Annotated in this window: 16 protein-coding genes; 14 read left to right on the forward strand and 2 right to left on the reverse strand. The window is 43.5% G+C overall.

Features of this window, described 5'->3' with window-relative positions:
* The first annotated feature begins 56 nt into the window (after positions 1-56).
* From NBH03_RS02625 to NBH03_RS02670, 10 genes are all read left to right on the forward strand, one after another.
* A complete protein-coding gene (locus NBH03_RS02625; RefSeq protein ID WP_250796785.1) occupies positions 57-1,796 on the forward strand; it encodes a peptidoglycan D,D-transpeptidase FtsI family protein in 1,740 nt (579 codons plus the stop codon).
* The gene (locus NBH03_RS02630; RefSeq protein WP_250796787.1) at positions 1,789-2,880 is read left to right on the forward strand and encodes an FtsW/RodA/SpoVE family cell cycle protein; all 1,092 of its coding nucleotides are present in this window, start codon (positions 1,789-1,791) and stop codon (positions 2,878-2,880) included. The genes NBH03_RS02625 and NBH03_RS02630 overlap by 8 nt, the downstream gene beginning before the upstream one ends.
* Before the next feature lie 43 nt (positions 2,881-2,923).
* Positions 2,924-4,207: a UDP-N-acetylglucosamine 1-carboxyvinyltransferase gene (gene murA, locus NBH03_RS02635; RefSeq protein WP_250796800.1), complete on the forward strand. Its 1,284-nt coding sequence runs from the start codon at positions 2,924-2,926 to the stop codon at positions 4,205-4,207.
* A complete protein-coding gene (locus NBH03_RS02640; RefSeq protein WP_215689945.1) occupies positions 4,208-4,981 on the forward strand; it encodes a cell division protein FtsQ/DivIB in 774 nt (257 codons plus the stop codon).
* An 83-nt stretch (positions 4,982-5,064) separates the two neighbouring features.
* Positions 5,065-6,210, forward strand: coding sequence for a cell division protein FtsZ (gene ftsZ / locus NBH03_RS02645; protein WP_215689944.1), 1,146 nt, complete (start codon positions 5,065-5,067; stop codon positions 6,208-6,210).
* 286 nt (positions 6,211-6,496) lie between these two features.
* Positions 6,497-6,919, forward strand: coding sequence for a sigma-E processing peptidase SpoIIGA (locus NBH03_RS02650; protein WP_117528639.1), 423 nt, complete (start codon positions 6,497-6,499; stop codon positions 6,917-6,919).
* A gap of 47 nt (positions 6,920-6,966) precedes the next feature.
* Positions 6,967-7,704, forward strand: coding sequence for an RNA polymerase sporulation sigma factor SigE (gene sigE, locus NBH03_RS02655; protein WP_015514534.1), 738 nt, complete (start codon positions 6,967-6,969; stop codon positions 7,702-7,704).
* A 148-nt stretch (positions 7,705-7,852) separates the two neighbouring features.
* Entirely contained in the window at positions 7,853-8,809 is a 957-nt protein-coding gene (locus NBH03_RS02660) for an AAA family ATPase (protein ID WP_250796801.1), read from the forward strand.
* The gene (locus NBH03_RS02665; RefSeq protein ID WP_250796802.1) at positions 8,806-9,912 is read left to right on the forward strand and encodes a DUF58 domain-containing protein; all 1,107 of its coding nucleotides are present in this window, start codon (positions 8,806-8,808) and stop codon (positions 9,910-9,912) included. The genes NBH03_RS02660 and NBH03_RS02665 overlap by 4 nt, the downstream gene beginning before the upstream one ends.
* Before the next feature lie 35 nt (positions 9,913-9,947).
* Positions 9,948-12,287: a transglutaminase domain-containing protein gene (locus tag NBH03_RS02670; RefSeq protein ID WP_250796803.1), complete on the forward strand. Its 2,340-nt coding sequence runs from the start codon at positions 9,948-9,950 to the stop codon at positions 12,285-12,287.
* A 162-nt stretch (positions 12,288-12,449) separates the two neighbouring features.
* On the opposite strand, the gene nrdR is transcribed toward NBH03_RS02670, so the two are convergent.
* Together nrdR and NBH03_RS02680 are read right to left on the reverse strand one after the other, a co-directional pair.
* On the reverse strand, positions 12,450-12,905 hold the full coding sequence (gene nrdR / locus NBH03_RS02675) for a transcriptional regulator NrdR (RefSeq protein WP_250796805.1): 456 nt from the start codon (positions 12,903-12,905) through the stop codon (positions 12,450-12,452).
* 75 nt (positions 12,906-12,980) lie between these two features.
* On the reverse strand, positions 12,981-13,241 hold the full coding sequence (locus NBH03_RS02680) for a YlmC/YmxH family sporulation protein (protein ID WP_015514529.1): 261 nt from the start codon (positions 13,239-13,241) through the stop codon (positions 12,981-12,983).
* Between the two features lie 104 nt (positions 13,242-13,345).
* Between NBH03_RS02680 and hisA the strand changes: the two genes are divergently transcribed.
* The 4 genes from hisA (at position 13,346) to NBH03_RS02700 (ending at position 18,002) form a co-directional block, all read left to right on the forward strand.
* Positions 13,346-14,116, forward strand: a complete 771-nt coding sequence (gene hisA / locus NBH03_RS02685; protein WP_250796809.1) for a phosphoribosylformimino-5-aminoimidazole carboxamide ribotide isomerase — start codon at positions 13,346-13,348, stop codon at positions 14,114-14,116.
* A gap of 83 nt (positions 14,117-14,199) precedes the next feature.
* Positions 14,200-14,979: an RNA polymerase sporulation sigma factor SigG gene (gene sigG / locus NBH03_RS02690; protein ID WP_015514527.1), complete on the forward strand. Its 780-nt coding sequence runs from the start codon at positions 14,200-14,202 to the stop codon at positions 14,977-14,979.
* A 143-nt stretch (positions 14,980-15,122) separates the two neighbouring features.
* Complete coding sequence (locus tag NBH03_RS02695; RefSeq protein ID WP_117539061.1) at positions 15,123-16,463, forward strand: sigma-54 interaction domain-containing protein; 1,341 nt, start codon at positions 15,123-15,125, stop codon at positions 16,461-16,463.
* 204 nt (positions 16,464-16,667) lie between these two features.
* Positions 16,668-18,002, forward strand: coding sequence for a CitMHS family transporter (locus NBH03_RS02700; RefSeq protein WP_117528634.1), 1,335 nt, complete (start codon positions 16,668-16,670; stop codon positions 18,000-18,002).
* Positions 18,003-18,050 lie beyond the last annotated feature (48 nt).

Below are 18,050 nucleotides of genomic sequence, written 5' to 3' on the forward strand. Positions count from 1 at the left end.
TGTTCTAATAGGAATAACGACAACATAATATAATAAAAAATAAAGCGGACGTATGTATGCATATTAAAATCTATCATAGACGAAAGATGCTCATAGTGGCCGCTTTTATTGTGGGTATCGGCCTGGTTTTGATGGGGCGGCTGGCTTATCTGATGATATTTCGGTCGGCGTACTATCAGAGCCAGGCCGATGCACTGCATGAAAGGGAGCGAAGCATCAAGGCGGCACGGGGGCTGATTTATGACAGAAACCAAAGGGTTTTGGCGGACAACAAATCTGTCTGTACAATTTCTGTGATACACAATCAGATCAAAGAACCTGAAAAGATTATCCGTGTTTTATCAGAGGTCTTGTCTCTGGATGAAGCAAAAGTACGGGCACGGGTCGAAAAAGTGTCATCTATTGAACGTATTAAGGCTAATGTTGACAAAGCGCTGGGGGACAAAATCCGTGAATACAAACTGGATGGGGTTATGGTGGATGAAGATTATACCCGTTATTACCCATACAAAACGCTGGCCTCCAAAGTGCTGGGTTTTACGGGCGGCGACAATCAGGGCATTATTGGGTTAGAAGTTCAATATGATGTCTATTTGCAGGGAATAGAGGGGACAATTCTGACAATGACGGATGCAAGAGGCATTGAAGTCGAAAATACATCCGAGGGGCGGGTGGAACCGATTCCCGGAAGTGATCTTTATATCAGTCTGGATTATACGATCCAGAGTTATGTCCAGCAGGTTGCAAAAAGAATCATGGAACAGAAGGAAGCAAAATCCGTCTCTGTTATCTTAATGAATCCGAAAAACGGAGAAATTTTGGCCATGACCAATGAACCGGAATTCAATCTGAATGCGCCTTATTTATTGCCTGAAAATGCCGAAACAGACGCTATACAGGATGCGTTGAACCAGATGTGGCGAAATGGCTGCCTGAACGATACCTATGAACCCGGATCCACCTTCAAGATCATTACCTCTACAGCTGCGCTGGAATCCCACGCGGTTTCACAAAATGACCGTTTTTACTGCCCGGGATATAAGATTGTCGATGACCGGCGGATACGATGTCACAAGATCAGCGGACATGGCTCTGAATCCTTTGTGGAAGGACTGATGAATTCGTGCAATCCTGTTTTTATCGAAACCGGTCTTAGAACTGGCGTTCAGGTAATGTACCAATATTTTGACAGGCTTGGACTTATGGAAAAGAGCGGCATTGATCTCCCGGGAGAGGCAAGTTCGATCATGCATCAGATTGACAATGTGGGGGATGTGGAACTTGCGACGATTTCTTTTGGACAGTCTTTTCAGATTACACCTATTCAAATGCTGCGGGCAGTCAGTGCTGTCATTAATGGCGGCAAACTGATCACACCGCATTTGGGGGTTCGGATCGTGGATGCCAAAGGCAATATGATCCGACTGCACTATAATGAAGAAGCACATGTCATTGGTTCCGAAGTCTCCGATACAATGAAGGCATTGCTTGAAAAGGTTATTTCGGAAGGTACAGGCAAAAAATGCTTCATTGAGGGATATCGGATTGGTGGCAAAACGGCAACCAGCCAGAAATTGCCCAGGGGATCCGGCAAATATATTGCCTCCTTTATCGGCTTTGCCCCGGCGGATAACCCTGAGATCATAGGCATCGTTCTGATTGACGAGCCGACCGGTGCCTATTATGGAGGAACCGTTGCGGCGCCGGTCATGAGAGAGATTTTTGAGAATGTTCTGCCTTATTACCTGGGGCAATGGCCGGACATAGAAAGTGATTCGGGTGACGGCAATGAATAGAAAAAGATTTGTGGGCGACTGGGCGATGCTCGGCACGGTGTTCGGGCTTATTCTGTTTGGGCTGCTGATGATTTACAGTGCCAGCAATTATACTGCCCGGCTGCATATGGGGAATGCTTTTTATTATGTGGAACGACAGATTTTTACCGTACTTCTCGGGACAGCAGCGATGTTTCTGATGATGAAAATGGATTATCACCGATTGCTTAAAATGGCTCTGCCGCTGTATGGTCTTTCGCTTTTGCTGCTGGCGGCGGTTTTTGTTGTGGGGACAGCCAGCCATGGCCAAAAACGCTGGATTTATATTGGTTCTATTGGTTTTCAGCCGTCGGAATTTGCTAAATTTGTACTGATTATTTTCCTGGCATCCATCTGCGGAGCCGCCGGCAGCATGATGAAAAAATGGAAGGGCATACTGCTCGTGTTTTTATGGATGATGCCGGTGGCGGGAATGGTCATGGTGACAAATCTCAGCACGGGAATTATCATTATGGGAATTGCCTTCATTATCATTTTTACAGCCAGCAGGCAATGGCTGCCGTTTTTTGTGCTGATGGGATTAGGTGGTGGATTCATGGGGATATTTTTGAAGCTTGCCTCATACCGGTTAGGAAGGATCGAGGCATGGCTGAATGTTGAAACGCATCCAAAAGGTTATCAGACAAGACAGTCTTTGTATGCCATTGGTTCAGGCGGCCTTTTTGGCCGGGGCTATGGGAAAAGTATTCAAAAACTGGCGTATATACCGGAGGCACATAATGATATGATTTTTTCTGTTATATGCGAGGAATGGGGACTTCTTGGTGCAGGAATTATTGCAGCACTGTTTATTTTTCTGATTTGGCGGTGTCTGATTACGGCTAATTCTGCACCGGATATACCGGGGGCACTGCTGACGATGGGGGTAACAGCACATCTGGGGCTTCAGATGCTGATCAATATTGCTGTCGTGACAAACAGTATTCCAAATACCGGGATCCCACTGCCGTTTATCAGTTACGGCGGAACGTCGCTGATATTTTTGATGTGTGAAATCGGAATTGTACAAAACATTGCACAACAGGGAAAAACATACATATCATAAATTATGACGGGAAGTCACAAACCTGTAATCGTGGAGGCGAGATATGTCACATATAAAGATCCGCGGCGGACACAGTCTACATGGCGAGATTGAAGTTCAGGGCGCCAAAAATGCTGCGCTGCCCATCATTGCTGCCTCTGTTTTGAATAACGGAATGGTTCGTCTTCGTCGCTGCCCACAGATAATGGATGTGCATCATATGCTGCGTATTCTTCAGCAGTCGGGTGCCCGGATTATGTGGGATGACGGAGACGTCTGGGTAAAAACAGATCAGATGGATACAGTTGCCGTTTCTTCTCTGGATGCCGGAAAAATGCGCTCATCGATCATCCTTTTGGGAGCGCTGCTGGGAAGAGGACAGGAAGTTACAATGCCTTATCCCGGCGGCTGTACCATAGGGGCCAGGCCTATAGATTGGCATATTGATGCACTTCGAAAGATGAATGTACAGATCGATCTGAAGGAAAATAAAATTGAATGCAAAACGACAGGATTGAAGGGAAACAGGATTGAACTGCCTTATCCCAGTGTAGGGGTGACAGAAAATATTTTGCTGGCTGCTGTACTTGCAGACGGTGTTACTGAAATTATCCATGCCGCTATGGAACCTGAAATTGCAGATCTGTGCCGTTTTCTGAAAAAATCCGGTGCGTGCATAGAAGGAGAAGGCACAGAGAGGATACGGATCAAAGGGGTAAAAACACTTCATGATACAGAGTACACGATCATGGCTGATCGGATTGCTGCGGGTACCTACATGGCTGCTGCCGCCGCTGTTGGCGGAGAGATTGTTTTAAAGGGAATTCATATTGAAAATGTGCGTGCTGTTGCAGATGTGCTGGTAGAATCAGGATGTGGCTTGATTATTTACAAAGAAAGTATTAAAATAATAGCACCGTCTATGCTCTTGGCTGTTAAAGGAATTGAAACAGAACCTTATCCGGGATTTCCGACGGATATGCAGTCTCAGATGCTGGCATGTCTGTGTCAGGCCAGAGGGGACAGCACCGTGACGGAGCATATATTTGAGAATCGATACAAAGTCGTTCCGGAACTGATAAGAATGGGCGGTAATATTACCGTTGATCAGCGAAGAGCAGTGATTCATGGCCCTTGCCGGATGCATGGTGAAACGGTGGAGGCGAAAGAACTGCGGGGCGGGGCGGCACTTGTCATCGCAGGTCTTGCGGCAGAGGGAGAGACGGTGATTCACGGAAGTGAGCATATTGAACGCGGCTATCAGGATATATGCAGGGATCTTGGGCAATTAGGCGCTGAGATTTGCTGTATAACTGATCATACAGAACGAAGATGGGAGGATAATTGATTGACAGATACAGACAGAGAGATGCAAGAAAGTCAGAGAAGGAAGCGTCCCGGCAAACAAAAGAAAAAGAAGAAAAGCATGAAGGGGTGGCTGGTTCTGATTGTTACTGTCGGCCTTATTCTGGCGGTGGTGTTTGGCTGCAGGATTAAGACTATCCGGATTACAGGGAATGAGCGTGTCAGTGATGAGACGATCCAGACATTGATCCAATATGATAAATGTCAGAACAATTCATTGCTGTTGTGGCTGCTTAACCGCAAAACGGATATATCCTCTGAGCCATTGTTGAACAGCATTCATGTACAGCTCAGAAATCCACAGACAATTGTTGTACAGGTGAATGAAGAAAAACTGTCGGGATATGTTCAGTCAGAAGATGAATACATTTATGTCAATGACAGCGGCAAAATTGTTTTGAAACAGACAGAGAAGCTTCAGGATGTCCTTCTTTTAAGCGGTATAACAGCTGATACAGCAGAAGTAGGTGAACAACTGGTGTCTGATGATACCGGTGTCTTTGCAGATTTTTTGGATATTGCAGCTATTCTTCGAAGCGAAGCGATTACTGCAGATAGTCTTGGCAAGTCAGATGACGGCGGCTATTATATTGTCATGGGCAAGGTTAAGGTTCTTCTCGGCAAAGATATATATATGGAAGAAAAGATTTCTGAACTGAATGATCTGCTTTCGAAACTGGAAGGTCTGTCCGGGACACTGCATCTTGAGGAGTACGATTCGACAAAAGATTCAATTATTTTTACAAAAGATTCATAAATAAAGGTTGATATTTTTAAAAAAAAATAATATTATATAATGGTATGGTACGATAAAAGGTAAAATATGAAGGAGGAAGAACCTTGCTTGAGATAAAACCAAATGAAAATGAAGCAGCAGCAAAAATTCTTGTAATTGGTGTTGGCGGTGCAGGTAACAATGCTGTCAACCGAATGGTAGATGAAAATATTCTCGGTGTTGAATTCATCGGTGTTAATACAGACCGTCAGGCACTGCAGTTATGTAAGGCACCACAGTTAGTACAGATCGGCGAGAAGCTGACAAAAGGTCTTGGTGCCGGAGCAAAGCCTGAAGTAGGTGCAAAGGCGGCAGAAGAGAGTATGGACGAGCTTACAGAGCTGATCAAAGGCGCTGATATGGTATTCGTTACCTGTGGTATGGGCGGCGGTACAGGTACAGGTGCAGCACCTGTTGTTGCCGGCATTGCCAAAGATCTCGGATGTCTGACAGTCGGTGTTGTTACAAAGCCATTCAGATTTGAGGCAAGACAGCGTATGAACAATGCGATCCAGGGTATTGAAAGACTGAAACAGAATGTTGATACACTGATCGTTATCCCGAATGACAAGCTGCTTGAGATTGTTGACAGAAGAACATCTATGCCTGAAGCGCTGAAGAAGGCAGATGAAGTATTACAGCAGGGCGTTCAGGGTATCACTGATCTGATCAATGTTCCTGGTTTGATCAACCTTGACTTTGCAGATATTTCAACTGTTATGAAAGACAAGGGAATTGCACATATCGGTATTGGTGAAGGCCATGGTGATGATAAAGCACTTGAAGCTGTTAAGCAGGCAATCACGAGCCCTCTGCTTGAGACAACGATTGAAGGCGCAACAGATATCATTATCAATATTTCCGGTGATATCGGTCTGATTGAAGCCAATGAAGCAGCTATGTATGTTGAAGAGCTGGCAGGTGAATCTGCGAATATTATCTTCGGTGCAATGTATGATGATTCTAACCCGGATTCAGCAACAATCACTGTTATTGCAACAGGTCTTGAAGAAGAGAAGAAAGTGGAAACACCACAGAAACCTGGTTATGCAAAGAAACCGCTTTACCAGACAAGCGTTGGCAGCAATACATACAAAGCGCCGACAGGAAGTCCTGTACCACCTTCATTCGTTCAGCAGAATCAGTCTGCGAAGAAACCTGCAGGTACAACAGGCAACATTCAGATTCCTAGCTTCTTACAGAAGAAATAATGAATTGAATATTTGAATTTTAAGGCACATCCGTCAGGGTGTGCCTTTTTGTCTTCAATATTATCATTCTTTTTTATCATCACAAAACTTTGGCGTGATGAATCCGGCAGTTTTAGTCGAAATATTTCAGATGATACGGCCCTGTTTTGACAAATTATTTATGGGACATACGCTATAATAAATCCGTACCAAAAATCAGGAGGAAAGAAATATTTTAAACCGGACTGCCACCTGGGATGAAATATATAGGTACAATGATTTCCTGCAATTCCATTATACGCATTTCATGAATCATCACTTGGCAGGGAAACTGCGTCAACGATGCAGGCGACTTTGCCGTCATAAGCGGAAGACTCTTTACCGTGTACAAATCAAATTGGGACTAAAAACAATAGAAACCATCGGGCTTTATGATACGGGGAACTGTTTGTACGAACCTATCAGAAGAAAGCCGGTCAGCATTATTGGGAAAGAACTGGCTGCACGTCTTTTTGAGGGAGAAATGGAGTGGGACACACGGTTTCGATTGATTCCATACAGCAGTATTGGTGTTGAAAACGGCCTGCTGAGGGGATTTGTCGCGGATGAATTGATTGTATTCGAGGGCCGGTATTTTTTTCAAACGTCGTATCCGGTACTGGCTGTAGCAAAGCAGCCTTTTGGTAAAACGGATGGCTATGAGATCATCTTGCATCCGAATATGGTCTGAGCGCATCAGATAGGTAAAATCATCATAAATCAGGAGGTAATGACGTGATGCGGACAATCAATTATGCGGGATATCGTATGGTGCGGGGATTCAGAAGCATTATTTATAAATCAAACGGAGAAATTCATTATATCAGCGGGACGGATGTACTTCCTGTGCCGTTAGAGGGCGAGGAGGAGAAAAATGCCATTGCTATGTTGGCAACGGAGGCAGAAAGAGAGCACGGACGTAATATTCTGATTGAACATAATCTGCGACTGGTTGTCTATATTGCAAGAAAATTTGATAATACCGGTGCAGGAATGGAAGATCTGATTTCTATTGGAACCATCGGGCTGATCAAAGCCATTAATTCTTATAATCCCGATAAAAATATTAAGCTGGCCACTTATGCGTCAAGATGTATTGAAAATGAGATTTTGATGTATCTGCGACGCAGCAGCAAACTGAAAATGGAGGTATCCATTGATGAACCGCTGAATGTAGACTGGGACGGCAATGAATTACTTTTGTCTGATATTCTGGGGACGGATGAAAATGTGATCTACAATAAAATGGAGGAGGAAGTTAATTATCATCTGCTGTATAAAGCTCTGGCAAAGCTGTCGCCGAGAGAAAAGACAATCATTCAGCTTCGATTTGGCATACGAACGGCTGACGGTGAAGAAAAAACCCAGAAGGAAGTAGCAGATTTTCTCGGCATTTCCCAATCCTATATCTCAAGGCTGGAGAAAAAGATTATCGGACGCCTGAAAAAAGATATTGTCCGTATGGAAGGAGCCTGAGGTCAGAAAAAGGATTGTAGCTGCAGGACGTTTTGACGGCTGCATCTAAAATGCATCTAAAGTGTTGAAAGGATTGAATTGACCGAATAAATCATGTAAAATGATAAAAAAGGCCAATCAATATGGAGGAAATATGGAGAAAATACGGATGCAGTCTGTAAATTTACAAAAGGCAAATGCTGTAATGGCGGAAGTTAAAAAGGCAGTTATCGGAAAAGACACCTGCATTTTGAAAGTTATGGCGGCGATGATTGCCGGCGGGCATATTTTACTGGATGATATACCTGGAGTTGGAAAGACCACCATGGCACTGGCTTTTTCAAAGGCCATGGATTTAAAGCAGAATCGTGTTCAGTTTACACCGGATATTCTTCCGGCAGATATTGTAGGATTTTCCATGTATGAGAAAAGCAGCGGAAAATTTGTCTATCAGCCGGGAGCTGTTATGTGCAATTTATTTCTTGCGGACGAAATTAACCGTACATCGCCGAAAACCCAATCGGCGCTTCTGGAAGTCATGGAGGAGGGCGGTGTGACGGTGGATGGCATCACCAAACCGGTACCGAATCCTTTTATTGTACTGGCCACCCAGAATCCGGTGGGGAGCGCCGGTACGCAGATGTTGCCAGAATCCCAGGTGGACCGTTTTATGATTTGTCTGACCATGGGATATCCGAATCCTGAAGATGAGATTGCTATTCTGAAGGGCAAATCTGCAGGAGACCCGTTAAATGATGTGATGAAAGTCATGGATGCGGCATCTCTTTTGGAAGCGCGCCGTGAGGCGGAGCAGATCTATGTGCATAATGCCATTTATAAATATATGGTGCGGCTGGTGAATAGGACGAGAAATAACGACATGATCGAGCTGGGCATAAGCCCGAGAGGAACAGTGGCGCTGGCGGCTATGGCCAAAAGCAGTGCCTGGCTTCGAGGAAGAAAATTTGTCTATCCGGATGATGTGGCGGATATTTTTTATGATGTGGCGATTCATCGTATCCGGCTGAATGCCAAAGCAAGAATTAACCATGTAACGGCAGAGGGATTGATCGAACAGATTATCAATGAAACAGAACGGCCCACCGTCCGGAGAAAGAATGTATGATGATACGATGGATGATTTATCTCGGACTGCTGATATTTGCGGCTTATGAGTCTGTTGTTTTTGAGGATGCTGCAGTGACCATGTTTTTTGTGGCGGCATTGCTACTTTTTGTACTGTTATTGCTGTTGTTGTTGATACAGCGACAGATGTTGAAAGTCTCCATGAAAATCCCTGTTCCGGTGGCAGAGAAGAATAAAGGTGTTCAACTTCTTTTCAGATTGGAGAACAGACTGCCGTTTTTAATCGGGAGTATTCATGCGGAAATTATTTGCTTATCCCATTTTACAGGAAAGAAAGAGAAGTATGCCGTAAGTTTTGACAACGGCCGAAAACAGGGGACGGCGGTGACTACAGTATGTCAGATTTTCGGTGACAACTGCGGTAAGATGCATGTGTTTGCAGGCAGGATTCAGATTTGGGATATTTTTCATTTATTCTGTCTGACGAAAAAAGTCAATTTGACTGGAGAGATAACTATTTTACCGCAGATTTATGATACAGCAGCTGAAATTTCGGAGGGAGTACGGCACTTTGCAGGAGAGACTGAGGAGGACGAACCGGAGGCTGCCGGTCATGATGCTTCGCAGACTTATCAAATTCGTCCTTATCGTCCGGGGGACAGACTTCAGACGGTTCACTGGAAATTGACAGCGCGAAATGATGAACTCTATGTGAGGGAAGCCGGTGAACCTATCTGCCTTGCAGTAGGCATTTTTATAGATTTTTATGCTGCATCTAAAGCAGAAAAGCAGCATATGGCGGCTTTGATTGAGGCAGCATTGTCTGTTTCGAATGCTTTACTGGAACAGAATTGCCGGCATTTTATTGTCTGGTATGATTTGGAAGGCAGACATCTTTGTAAACAGCGTATCAGCAAAATAGAGGACATTTATGAGGTGACAGGCTATCTGATGTCAGCAGTCTGCTATGATGAGAATATGGATCTGAAAGTAATGTATAAAGAAGCATTTCCGTATGGTTTGTATGCGGCAGATATTACCCTCAGATTATCCGGGGATATCCTTACGGCAGATGAACCGGTAGGGCATTTTGATGAAAAAGATATGGAGACATCCATGGGAAAATGCATGCTCCGTGTTTGATCAATGGATTATAGTGATAAATAAAAGGAAAAAAGATGGGAAATAAACATAAGACGTTGATTGCGGCAGCGGCCATGCAGGGAATAATGCTTGGATTCTGGTCTGCCGGATGGCTTTGCTGGGTATGTGAAAATGTGGGACTATCCCCTGATTTTCTAATGTTATTGGCTGCGGCGCTGATTTTCTGCCTGATATTTGAAATTATCCAGATACTTCAAAAACTAAGCATCGCATGTCCGGCTGCGATGGGTATATTGGCAGTCTCCATATATACTAATCATACAAAGGCAGTCTCCGGGCTGAATGCATGGCTGAACGGCTTTTCAGATGCTGTCCGCAATTATTATCAGATTGATCTGCAGTTGTCCGCAGGGGAAACCGAGGCCGCAGAGAGTATGTTTTTTTATGTGCTTGTACTGGGAATATTAGTGCTGGCAGTGGGATATGCAGTCAGCATATGGCGTTTAAAACGTCTGCCGTTGTTTTTTACCGGTCTGGTGCTTGCAATGTCGCTACTGCTGAATCGTTTTCCGGATATTCGGATGATGGTGATGACAACAGTATTTTGTGGAGGACTGACGGCTTTTTTATCAACGAGCGTTTCGGGACGAAGCCGGATATTCAATGCAAAAGCCATGAAAAACGGTCTCTTTGCTTTGGTGCTGATGGCAGTTATATTTGGATCGAGTTATTATATTGCCGATACTTTTGCAGCGGAATATATGCGCAGTCATTATGAAGCAGTCAAAAAATATCCCCAGAAAATGATGGCAGCTTCGGAGCAGGTTTTATCAGTCTTTCTGGGTGACAGGGAGTGGCAGGTGTCGAATCATTCTCCGGTACAGTCCGGCAGAACCAAGCTGAAAATATGGACGGATAAAAAGCCGGAAGCAGCCATATATCTGAAGGGGTTTGTCGGTGATGGCTTTAATACACAGACAGAACAGTGGAATGTGATTACAGATAACAGCTTACAGAATGAATATCTGAATTGGACGGTATCTGACAGTCTGAACTATGATGAAGCAAAGGCGCTGTGGGCGAAACAGCTGTATGATTATCTGGATAGATTATCTGATGAAACGGGTACTGTTAATTATATTATCTCTAATGTGTCCGCAGGCAAAACATGCACATGGGCGCCCTATGGCATTGATACAGATGGGATAGAAATGGAAGGTGACAGTTATCTTAAATCATCATCAAACAGAGACTTTCAGGGGTATCCGTTGACTGATAACGATGCTTTATTGTCAAATGCAGACGTATCGGGTATTTTTGCAGGTGATGGAGCGGAGTTGTTCGATATCTACAATCGGTATGTACAAGCCAATTATCTGAATGTGCCGGATGGACTGCCTTCCTTAGAAGCCGCAGTGCAGGTCATACAGGACGAGAATGGGGATTTATCGGTATCTCAGTGGGTTGCTCAGATACAGAATATTTTATGGGAAACCTGCACCTATCAAAAAGATAACCTTGAATCTGTACCTGATGGCAGTAATGTGATTGAGGATTTCTTTGGCAGACAGAGAAAAGGTTATTGCACGCATTTTGCATCTGCAGGGGTGATGATGCTTCGAATGGCGGGTATTCCTGCCAGATATGTGACAGGGTATGTCATCTGGCCGGATGATTTCAAAGCAGACAGTGCTTCAGATGGTTATATGGCAGATGTGACCGGATACAGAGGACATGCCTGGGTGGAAGTTTATAATGCGTCACAGGGTATATGGGTGCCAGTGGATATGACCCCAGCGGACAGCGTGCAGACATCCAATTATCCGCCAACTCAGGAAAACAGCAGCCATTCAGAAAGTACCGATAATGTCAGCAATCATTATACAGACAGTACAGAGACAATCTCGGATATCGGTGATACTGGAAATCATACTGAAAGTACAGAAATTGTTTCAGAGAGTCGTAATGATAATGATCGTACCGAGGAGACAAAGACCGGTGTAAATACCGATATTTCCAGGACAAATCAGGGCATTTCTGCCGCAGTAAAAATAGTGCTCGGCATGGCTTTGATGATTGTTATTGCCGGTTTGGGTGTGTATGTTTACAGGCGCAGAAAGAATCAGCCCCGGCATTACAGCCGTGTCAATCGTAATAAAGCATTGCTTGCAATGTGGGCACACTTGACGGATGAGCTGGATCAGTCAGGTATTCGAACAGATAAGGAAATGGATGACTGGGCTTATATTAAATGGCTTCAGTCCAGAGTCCAGACGGTAAAGCCGGAGGAATTGACTTTTCTCATGGAAAAACTCTATCAGGCAGCTTTCGGTGAAGATATGCTGCCGGAGGAAACCTATGAACAGTGTGTGCAGATATGCTGCAGAATTCAAAGGGAGATAAAAAAGAAATAAAAAAGGAAGCTATTCTAAACCCATTCTGTTATCAAACGGAATGGGTGATGGAATAGCTTCCTTTTTGATTTACGCTAACAACGAGCAAAAGACTGTGCTGGCACAAGACCTTGGCGACTGTTGCGATAACGAGTGAAACTCGCAAAATGTGTTTCATCTCGTTTAGTTAGATGAGAGAAGGCTTTTAATCTCATCCATAAATGTATCGATATCTTTAAATTCACGGTAAACGGATGCAAATCGAACATAGGCTACAGGATCCAGATCCTTCAGGTGATCCATGACAAGCTCTCCGATGACCATTGTCGGAATTTCACGGTCCTCTCTGTTGTAAAGAGTCGTTTCGATATCATCCACAATCGCTGTAATCTGAGCGGTTGAAATCGGGCGTTTATGACAGGAACGAACGATGCCGGCTTCGATTTTGGAGCGGTCATAGGGTTCACGATTGTTGTCTTTCTTGATGACGATTAATGGTAGTGTCTCGATTTTCTCGTAAGTCGTAAAACGTTTGCCGCAAACCGGGCATTGGCGGCGACGTCGAATAGAAGCGTTGTCGTCAGTCGGACGTGAGTCAATAACACGAGTATCTTCTGCACTGCAAAATGGGCACTTCATATATTCTTCCTCCTGTACAAAAGGGAAAACTCCCTGCTACCGTTTATTATAAACAATTGTGAATCACAGGTCAATTTAATTCGTCGGTTTTTGCATACATTTTTCGAGATCAACGTCCACAAGAATGATATCTGCACCAATTTGGCGGATGCATTTCCAACCGATCAGATATTCGGCATCTCGGCCGAAGAAACCGCAGAAACGGGAGGGCCCCGGAAGGATCAGCTGACAGATGACGCCTGTATGAAGATCAAATTCAATATCCAGAACACGACCCAAACGCTGACAGTCCCGGATGTTAATAACTTCTTTTTCGCGGAGTTCACAGATACGCATAAAGCAATTCTCCGATAATGCTATCTCTAAAATATATGATGCGGCTTGAAGAATTATTTTATTTTGGATATAATAAGGCCAAAAGCGTAAATGGAGGCGGAACAATGAAATTCAGACCGTGTATTGATATACATAATGGAAAGGTGAAACAGATTGTAGGCGGCAGTTTAAAGGATGAAATGAATCAGGCCATTGACAATTTTGTTTCAGAACAGGATGCAGCCTGGTATGCCAGGTTATACAGGGAGAAAGGACTGATTGGCGGTCATATTATCCTTTTAAATCCCGAAGGCTCTGAGTACTATGATGCAGACCTTGCTCAGGCCCTGGGAGCACTTGAGGCTTTTCCGGGCGGTCTGATGATCGGCGGCGGCATTCATAGTGATAACGCGATGAAGTTTATTCGCGCCGGCGCTTCACATGTTATTGTCACTTCTTATGTGTTTAAGGAAGGAAAGATTAATTTTGAACATTTAAAAGCAATCCATGAATCCGTTGGCAGAGAACATTTGGTTCTGGATCTGAGCTGTCGAAAAAAGGATGGACTTTATTATATTGTCACAGATCGTTGGCAAAAGTTTACGGAACATGTTGTGAACGAAGAGACACTGAATCTTCTGGCGCCTTACTGCAGTGAATTCCTGATTCATGCAGTGGATGTGGAAGGCAAAGCCTCCGGAATAGAGGAAGAACTTGCATCAATGCTTGGCGTCTGGGATGGCATTCCGATTACTTATGCCGGCGGTGTCGGATCTCTTGATGATGTTGAATTATTAAAAAAACTTGGCAACCGTCGTCTGGATGTGACAATTGGCAGTGCGTTGGATATTTTTGGCGGCACAATTTCTTTTGAGAAGGCGGCAGATATTTCCTGATACAGCATTGCATAAAATGACCTCATCATGCGCATCATTATGTTTGGGATGAATTCTCAATCTAATGATGCGGAGGTATTTGTATGGCTGGATACAAAGTGGAGATTTGCGGTGTCAATACGGCAAAACTGCCGCTCCTGAAAGAAGACGAGAAGGAAATGTTGATGAAGAGGATCAAGAGCCATGATCTGCGGGCCAGAGAGCGTTTTATCAATGGTAATCTCAGGCTGGTTCTCAGTGTTATACAGCGTTTCTCGGGTACCAATGAAAATGTCAATGATCTTTTTCAGGTGGGCTGTATCGGCCTTATAAAAGCAATCGACAACTTCGATTTAACACAAGGTGTACGTTTCAGCACTTATGCTGTACCTATGATCGTTGGAGAAATTCGTCGTTTTCTGCGGGATAACAGTGCTATACGAGTCAGTCGCTCTTTAAGAGATACGGCTTATAAGGCGATATACGCCAGAGAGGCTTTGATTACAAGAAATAATCGTGAACCGACAGTAATGGAAATAGCTGAGGAAACGGGCATTCCGAAGGAAGACATTGTCTTTGCCCTGGATGCCATTCAGAGCCCGATGTCTTTATATGAACCGGTTTATACCGATGGTGGAGATGCGTTGTGTATTATGGATCAGGTCAGCGACAGGAAAAATGGTGAAAACAGCTGGGTTGAGAATCTGGCGCTGAATGATGCAATGAAAAGACTCAGTCATCGGGAGAACAGGATTATCAAAATGCGTTTTTATGAAGGAAAGACCCAGATGGAAGTAGCGGATGAACTGGCCATTTCGCAGGCTCAGATTTCAAGAATAGAAAAATCAGCACTTCAGAATATGCGGACATATCTGAGGGCCTGAATGAATGCTGTATTTCAAATGAGCTTCAGTTTCAGGCAGACTCCAAAAATAAAATATTGGTAACTTTTCAGAGCCAACCTCTTTTTTGAAATTTTGCTTGGCTCTGAACAGTTACAAATATTGGATGAGAAAAGGGGATAGGGATGAGAGAAAAGGATATATATGAGGCTATGAATCAGGGGGTTCTATTGTGTGATGAAAAATCCAGAATTTTATATTTTAACAGCAGCTATAGTCGTTTTATAGGCTATCGTCTGGAAGAAATATGCGGTAAGCCAATTCGAGATATTCGTCCCGGAGCTGTTGTGCCGGATGTTATTGCGAATGGAAAACCCCAGGAATCATTGTTTAGAGTTGAAAATGATCAGGAGTATTTTGCTGATGTCTATCCGGTCATGGAAGATGGACAGGTTGTCGGCAGTGTATCCGTTGTTACATCGATGATGAATGCTAACTGTATTAAGGACAAGATGCTTAAATTGGAAGAACAGGAGAAAGTCATGAAGGACCGTTTAAGCAGAACAAACGGTACGCACTATAGTTTTGAACAAATTATCTGCAGCAGTCCCAAAACATTAGAAACTATTGCAAAAGCCAAAAAAGTGGCCAGACACCCTGTTAATATTTTACTTCAGGGGGAAAGTGGATGTGGTAAGGAACTATTTGCTCAATCTATTCACAATGAAAGTGATCGTCGGGATGCGCCATTTGTGGCCATCAACTGTGCGGCGCTTAATAAGACGATGCTTGAGAGTGAATTGTTTGGCTATGAAAATGGTGCATTTACCGGAGCCAGAAAAGGCGGCAAGCCTGGACTTTTTGAAACGGCAAAGGGCGGGACGCTTTTTCTTGACGAAATATCAGAAATGGATTATGATCTACAGGCAAAGTTGCTGCGTGTGCTGCAGGAAAAGAAATTCAGACGAATCGGCGGACTCCAGGAAATTGACACTGACATCCGACTGATCAGTGCCTGCAATGTCAATTTGCAGCAGTACATAGAAGAAAAGAAGTTTCGAATGGATTTATTTTATCGAATTGCTGTTTTTCCATTGACAATTCCGCCTTTAAGAGAGCGAAGAGAAGATATTCTGCCTTTAATGAAACATTATCTTCATATTGCAGAAATTCAGAATAAACAAAATTATACATTTACGGATGAAGTAAAAGAAAGAATGTATTGCTATGATTGGCCGGGCAATGTCCGTGAATTAAGAAATACCGTAGAGTATTGTGCACTTATGGCACTGAGCACAGAGATTACGCTGGATTGCCTACCGCCGAGCCTTTTGCAGGGACAGCAAGTTATGCAGGAAGAGAATATCATTCCTCTTGATCAGAGAATTCGTGAATTTGAGAAGAATGAGATTATGCATACACTGGATATATACGGGCGGACAACGGATGGAAAGAAGAAAGCGGCGAAGGCATTGGGAATTTCCCTGTCTTCTCTTTATAATAAAATAGGAAAAAGCGAAACTTGATTGTTGAAATTCCAGATATTTAGAATTATTCCATGCTAAATTCCAAATATCTGGAATTTTTTGATAGAAAAATAACGTAAAATGGCCTAAATAGTGCAAAATAAAGTTGGCACGCATCTTGCTATATATTAAAGTGTAAGAAAAAAGCAAATGGCCAACTGCTTAAATAACAAAAAACAAATGAATTCACGGGAGGGAAATTTCATGTTAGCACTCATTGGCGTACTTACCATTGTCATCATGCTTGTACTCATTATGACAAAAAAGTTACAAACATTACTGGCATTGATCATTGTACCAATCATTGGATGCCTTGTTGCAGGATTTACCGGCAATATTGTTCTTGAGGAAGGTGTGTTTACCGTCAAGACCATGGGCGAATTTATTACAGCCGGTTTAAAGAGCATCGCTCCGACAGGCGTTATGTTTATCTTTGCAATTTTATTCTTCGGCATTCTGACGGATGCAGGAACTTTTGATCCGATCATCAAAAAAATTCTTCAGGTAGTCGGAAAAGATCCTGTCAAGATCTGCATTGGTACAGTCATTTTAGCTTGTCTCGTTCATTTGGATGGTTCCGGCGCAGTAACATTCCTGATTGCTATTCCAGCCATGCTGCCGCTTTATGAGAAACTGGGAATGAGAAAAACAACACTGGCAACACTGGTTGCACTGGGAGCCGGTGTTATGAATATGCTGCCTTGGGGCGGCCCGACAATTCGTGCCATTACAGCAATGTCATCTAACATCGAGGAATTATTTACTCCGATGGTTATTCCTATGATTTGTGGCCTTGCATTTGTACTTGGTGTCGCAGTATTTCTTGGCAAATCTGAGAAAAAGCGTCTGGGCGCTGCTCTTGATGCGGTTCAACTGGATGATTCGCATCATGAAGCGACAGAAGCTGATGAATTAAAGCGTCCGCATCTTTTCATCTTTAATATTGCTTTGATTATTATTGCGGTTGTCGTATTGATCAAATCTATTCTGCCTCCGGCAGCGGTATTTATGATTGCAACAGCGATTGCATTGCTTGTCAATTATCCTGATAAAAAAATGCAGTCTGAACGTGTGGATGCGCATGCAAAATCTGCTTTAATGATGGCAAGTATGCTTTTTGCAGCCGGTTCTTTTATCGGTATTATGCAGAATTCAGGTATGCTGACAGCAATGGCAGAAGCGATTGTCAAGATTATTCCTGCTTCAGTTGGACAGTTGATGCCGGTACTTGTAGGTATCATTTCAATGCCAGCCAGTCTGTTGTTTGATCCGGATTCCTACTACTATGGTGTTATGCCGGTTCTTGCATCTGCTGTTGAACAGATGGGTGTGAATCCAATCATGATTGCACGTGCATCTATTATCGGTCAGATGACAACAGGTTTCCCTGTAAGCCCATTGACTGGTGCAACATTCCTGCTGACAGGTCTTTCAGGCATTGATCTTGGTGAACATCAGAAACATACGATTCCATTTGCATTTATGACAACAATCGTCATGCTGATTGTAGCAGTAATCGTTGGTTCAATTTCAATTTAATTATAACGTAAAGTATTTAAAGTGCTTGTTTTAAGCAAAGCTATGACA

The sequence above is a fragment of the Coprococcus intestinalis genome (genome assembly GCF_023656595.1).
Classification (GTDB): domain Bacteria; phylum Bacillota; class Clostridia; order Lachnospirales; family Lachnospiraceae; genus Coprococcus_A; species Coprococcus_A intestinihominis.